General features: G+C 41.0%; 5 protein-coding genes, 4 tRNA genes and 3 pseudogenes. All 12 read left to right on the plus strand.

All coding sequences use genetic code 11. The features are described from left to right. Positions 1–265 (plus strand): ribosome hibernation-promoting factor, HPF/YfiA family (hpf, locus tag BHV72_RS00315; RefSeq protein WP_286853351.1); only part of this gene is annotated, 265 nt, incomplete at its 5' end. Between the two features lie 97 nt (positions 266–362). Next, a tRNA-Thr gene (locus BHV72_RS00320) sits at positions 363–436 on the plus strand. A gap of 72 nt (positions 437–508) precedes the next feature. Continuing rightward, a tRNA-Tyr gene (locus BHV72_RS00325) sits at positions 509–591 on the plus strand. A gap of 28 nt (positions 592–619) precedes the next feature. Then, positions 620–692: transfer RNA gene (locus tag BHV72_RS00330), tRNA-Gly, on the plus strand. 10 nt (positions 693–702) lie between these two features. After that, positions 703–774 (plus strand) — tRNA-Thr (locus tag BHV72_RS00335). Between the two features lie 49 nt (positions 775–823). Beyond that, a pseudogene (gene tuf, locus BHV72_RS00340) lies at positions 824–1,937 on the plus strand (elongation factor Tu). Between the two features lie 121 nt (positions 1,938–2,058). Continuing rightward, a complete protein-coding gene (secE, locus tag BHV72_RS00345) occupies positions 2,059–2,250 on the plus strand; it encodes a preprotein translocase subunit SecE (protein ID WP_004296363.1) in 192 nt (63 codons plus the stop codon). A gap of 15 nt (positions 2,251–2,265) precedes the next feature. After that, the gene (gene nusG, locus BHV72_RS00350; protein ID WP_004296362.1) at positions 2,266–2,808 is read left to right on the plus strand and encodes a transcription termination/antitermination protein NusG; all 543 of its coding nucleotides are present in this window, start codon (positions 2,266–2,268) and stop codon (positions 2,806–2,808) included. Between the two features lie 61 nt (positions 2,809–2,869). Further along, a pseudogene (rplK, locus tag BHV72_RS00355) lies at positions 2,870–3,279 on the plus strand (50S ribosomal protein L11). A gap of 15 nt (positions 3,280–3,294) precedes the next feature. Next, positions 3,295–3,993 (plus strand): 50S ribosomal protein L1, encoded by a 699-nt coding sequence (gene rplA / locus BHV72_RS00360; RefSeq protein ID WP_005675413.1) that lies wholly within the window; start codon positions 3,295–3,297, stop codon positions 3,991–3,993. 15 nt (positions 3,994–4,008) lie between these two features. Next, on the plus strand, positions 4,009–4,527 hold the full coding sequence (gene rplJ, locus BHV72_RS00365) for a 50S ribosomal protein L10 (protein WP_122264202.1): 519 nt from the start codon (positions 4,009–4,011) through the stop codon (positions 4,525–4,527). A 47-nt stretch (positions 4,528–4,574) separates the two neighbouring features. Next, positions 4,575–4,704, plus strand: a pseudogene (locus BHV72_RS00370) (50S ribosomal protein L7/L12); the annotation flags it as partial.

Genomic DNA, 4,704 nt, shown 5'->3' on the forward strand with positions numbered 1-4,704 from the left:
GTCAGAGCAATTGCAGGCATTTATTCAAAAGAAAGTGTCTAAGTTGGAAAAGTATTACGAAGATATAAAGAAAGTAGAGGTGTCATTAAAGGTAGTTAAGCCGGAAGTTGCTGCAAATAAAGAAGCAGGCATAAAAATACTTATTCCTAACGGGGAGTTTTATGCAAGTAAAGTGTGTGATACATTTGAGGAAGCAATTGATTTAGATGTGGAAGCGCTCGAAAAGCAACTGGTTAAATACAAGGAAAAACAACGTAGCAAATAAAAAAATCGCAAATATTTTGCGGGAAAGAAATAAATAACTAAATTTGCAGCCGTTTCGCTCGTGTTAGAACGTGGCGGTTGCATTTTTTAGCTAGAATGCCTCTTTAGCTCAGTTGGCCAGAGCACGTGATTTGTAATCTCGGGGTCGTTGGTTCGAATCCGACAAGAGGCTCAAGGATGAGAAGGTTAATTCTTTTAGAAAGATAGACGGAAGCTCGTTCTTTGCGTAGTGAGAAAATTATTAGGGCAAATACCAGAGTGGCCAAATGGGGCAGACTGTAAATCTGCTGGCTTACGCCTTCGGTGGTTCGAATCCATCTTTGCCCACAATCAGAGTGACAACTTTGGCAAGAATGCGGAAGTAGCTCAGTTGATAGAGCATTAGCCTTCCAAGCTGAGGGTCGCGGGTTTGAGCCCCGTCTTCCGCTCTTTTTTCTTGCTGTTATAGCTCAGTGGTAGAGCACTTCCTTGGTAAGGAAGAGGTCCCGGGTTCAAATCCCGGTAACAGCTCATAAGATGTAAATGCTGATTATTAATCAAATAAATAACAAGTAAAGCTATGGCTAAAGAGAAATTTGAACGTACCAAACCGCACGTAAACATTGGTACAATCGGAATTGCGTTCTTTCGATTCTATCGACAACGCTCCTGAAGAAAAAGAAAGAGGTATTACTATCAATACTTCACACGTTGAGTATGAAACAGCTAACCGTCACTACGCACACGTTGACTGTCCGGGACACGCCGACTACGTAAAGAACATGGTAACTGGTGCTGCTCAGATGGATGGTGCTATCATCGTTTGTGCTGCAACTGATGGTCCGATGCCTCAGACTCGCGAACATATCTTGTTGGCTCGTCAGGTAAACGTTCCTCGTCTGGTTGTATTCTTGAATAAGTGCGATATGGTAGACGATGCTGAAATGTTGGAACTCGTTGAAATGGAAATGAGAGAACTTCTTTCTTTCTATGATTTTGATGGTGACAATACTCCTATCATCCAGGGTTCTGCTCTTGGCGCATTGAACGGTGTAGAAAAATGGGAAAATAAAGTTATGGAACTGATGGATGCAGTTGATACTTGGATCCCACTGCCTCCGCGCGATGTTGATAAACCATTCTTGATGCCGGTTGAAGACGTGTTCTCTATCACAGGTCGTGGTACTGTTGCTACAGGTCGTATCGAATCAGGTATTATCCACGTAGGTGATGAAGTTGAAATCCTTGGTTTGGGTGAAGATAAGAAATCAGTTGTAACTGGTGTTGAAATGTTCCGTAAACTGTTGGATCAAGGTGAAGCTGGTGACAACGTAGGTTTGTTGCTCCGTGGTGTTGACAAGAACGAAATCAAACGTGGTATGGTTCTTTGTAAACCGGGACAGATTAAACCGCACTCTAAATTCAAAGCTGAGGTTTATATCCTGAAGAAAGAAGAAGGTGGTCGTCACACTCCGTTCCACAACAAATACCGTCCTCAATTCTATCTGCGTACTATGGACTGTACAGGTGAAATCACTTTGCCGGAAGGAACAGAAATGGTAATGCCGGGTGATAACGTAACTATTACAGTTGAGTTGATCTACCCAGTAGCATTGAACCCGGGTCTTCGTTTCGCTATCCGCGAAGGTGGACGTACGGTAGGTGCTGGTCAGATTACTGAAATCATCGACTAATACACAATAATTAATCAGTTCTCGGTGTAAATCGGGAACTGATTATGTACAAACGGGAGTAGCTCAGTTGGTAGAGCACCGGTCTCCAAAACCGGGTGTCGGGAGTTCGAGCCTCTCCTCCATGAAAAAGGTAATAGCTTATATTAAAGAATCTTACGACGAACTTGTTCATAAAGTATCGTGGCCTACGTATTCCGAACTTGCTAACAGTGCAGTAGTTGTTTTATATGCTTCCCTGCTTATTGCATTGGTAGTATGGGGTATGGATGTCTGTTTCCAAAACTTCATGGAAAAAATTGTTTATCCACATTAAAAACAGGAATTGAAAATGGCTGAGATTGAAAAAAAATGGTACGTTCTGCGTGCTATTAGCGGAAAAGAAGCTAAGGTAAAGGAATATCTTGAAGCTGATCTTAAAAACAGCGACCTTGGTGAATATGTATCTCAGGTATTGATTCCTACTGAAAAGGTTTACCAGGTTCGCAATGGTAAAAAGATTGTGAAGGAAAGAAGTTATCTTCCTGGTTACGTTTTAGTGGAGGCTGCTCTGGTTGGTGAGGTCGCTCATCACCTGCGTAATACTCCGAATGTGATAGGCTTTTTGGGTGGTTCCGAGAAACCGGTACCTCTCAGACAATCAGAAGTGAATCGTATACTTGGTACAGTGGACGAACTGCAGGAAACGGGTGAAGAACTCAATATTCCGTACGTAGTGGGTGAAACTGTAAAAGTTACTTTTGGTCCTTTTAGCGGATTCAGTGGTATCATTGAAGAAGTGAATAGTGAAAAGAAGAAACTGAAGGTCATGGTGAAGATATTCGGGCGAAAAACACCGCTTGAATTGGGCTTTATGCAAGTGGAAAAAGAATAACGCGGAATTGTTACGCTGTTGTTGTTCTTCGTTTAATGTTTATATATAAATCAATAAAAAAATGGCTAAAGAAGTTGCTGGACTAATCAAATTACAGATTAACCTGCTCTAGGTTCTAAGGGTATCAATATCATGGAATTTTGCAAGCAATTCAATGCCAGAACCCAAGACAAAGCAGGTAAGATTTTGCCTGTTATCATTACTTACTACGCAGATAAGTCTTTCGATTTTGTAATCAAGACTCCTCCCGTTGCTATTCAATTACTTGAAGTAGCTAAGGTAAAGAGTGGTTCTGCTGAGCCTAACCGTAAGAAAGTTGCCGAGCTTACTTGGGAACAAATTCGTACGATTGCTCAGGACAAAATGGTGGACTTAAACTGTTTTACTGTGGAAGCTGCCATGAGAATGGTTGCAGGTACAGCTAGAAGTATGGGTATCGCTGTAAAAGGGGAGTTCCCGGTTAATAACTAATAAACTTCAATTGTAATGGGTAAACTGACAAAAAATCAAAAGTTAGCTGCAGAAAAGATTGAAGCAGGGAAAGCATACTCACTGAAAGAAGCTGCATCTTTGGTAAAAGAAATCACTTTTTCCAAGTTTGATGCTTCACTGGATATAGATGTACGTTTAGGTGTTGACCCACGTAAAGCTAACCAGATGGTGAGAGGTGTTGTTTCACTTCCTCATGGTACTGGTAAACAAGTACGTGTGTTGGTACTCTGTACACCGGATGCTGAAGCTGCTGCGAAAGAAGCTGGCGCTGACTATGTTGGTCTTGACGAATATATTGAAAAGATCAAAGGTGGATGGACTGATATCGATGTGATCATCACTATGCCATCTATCATGGGTAAAATTGGTGCACTCGGTCGTGTACTCGGTCCTCGTGGATTGATGCCGAATCCTAAAAGTGGTACCGTAACTATGGATGTTGCTAAAGCTGTAAAAGAAGTAAAACAAGGTAAGATTGACTTTAAAGTTGATAAGAGCGGTATCGTTCATACTTCTATCGGTAAAGTATCATTCAGTGCTGATCAGATTCGCGACAACGCGAAAGAGTTCATCTCTACATTGATCAAACTGAAACCGACCGCAGCAAAGGGTACATATATTAAGAGTATTTATCTTTCTAGTACAATGAGTGCGGGTATCAAGATCGACCCGAAATCAGTGGAAGAAATCTAATAAAACAGAGAAATAATGAGAAAGGAAGATAAAAATTCGATTATAGAGCAAATTGCTGCTACGGTAAAGGAATATGGTCACTTCTATTTGGTAGATGTTACAGCTATGAACGCTGCTGCTACTAGCGCATTGAGAAGAGATTGTTTTAAATCAGGCATCAAATTGATGGTGGTTAAGAACACATTGCTTCACAAAGCACTTGAAAGCTTGGAAGAAGACTTTTCTCCTCTTTACGATTCTTTGAAAGGTACTACTGCTATTATGTTTTGCAACATTGCAAACGTTCCGGCTAAACTGATCAAGGATAAAGCGAAAGACGGTATTCCCGGACTGAAAGCTGCATATGCAGAAGAAAGCTTCTACGTTGGTGCAGACCAATTGGATGCTCTCGTTGCAATCAAGAGTAAGAATGAAGTTATCGCTGACATCGTTGCATTGTTGCAATCTCCGGCGAAGAATGTTATTTCTGCTCTTCAATCAGGTGGTAACACCCTTCACGGAGTTCTCAAAACTCTTGGTGAGAGACCCGAATAATTTTCAAAAATCAACAAAGTATTTAAACAATTAAAATCATACAAAAAATGGCAGATTTGAAAGCTTTTGCAGAACAACTAGTTAACTTGACAGTAAAAGAAGTTAATGAACTTGCAACTATCCTTAAAGAAGAATACGGTATTGAACCTGCTGCTGCAGCTGTTGCTGTTGCTGCTG

The organism is Bacteroides sp. 43_46 (assembly GCF_001915455.1).
Lineage (GTDB): Bacteria > Bacteroidota > Bacteroidia > Bacteroidales > Bacteroidaceae > Bacteroides > Bacteroides caccae.

Coding starts and splice junctions, on each gene's coding strand:
- secE (WP_004296363.1), top strand. CDS start 2,059: ATGAAAAAGGTAATAGCTTATATTAAAGAATCTTACGACGAACTTGTT.
- nusG (WP_004296362.1), top strand. CDS start 2,266: ATGGCTGAGATTGAAAAAAAATGGTACGTTCTGCGTGCTATTAGCGGA.
- rplA (WP_005675413.1), top strand. CDS start 3,295: ATGGGTAAACTGACAAAAAATCAAAAGTTAGCTGCAGAAAAGATTGAA.
- rplJ (WP_122264202.1), top strand. CDS start 4,009: ATGAGAAAGGAAGATAAAAATTCGATTATAGAGCAAATTGCTGCTACG.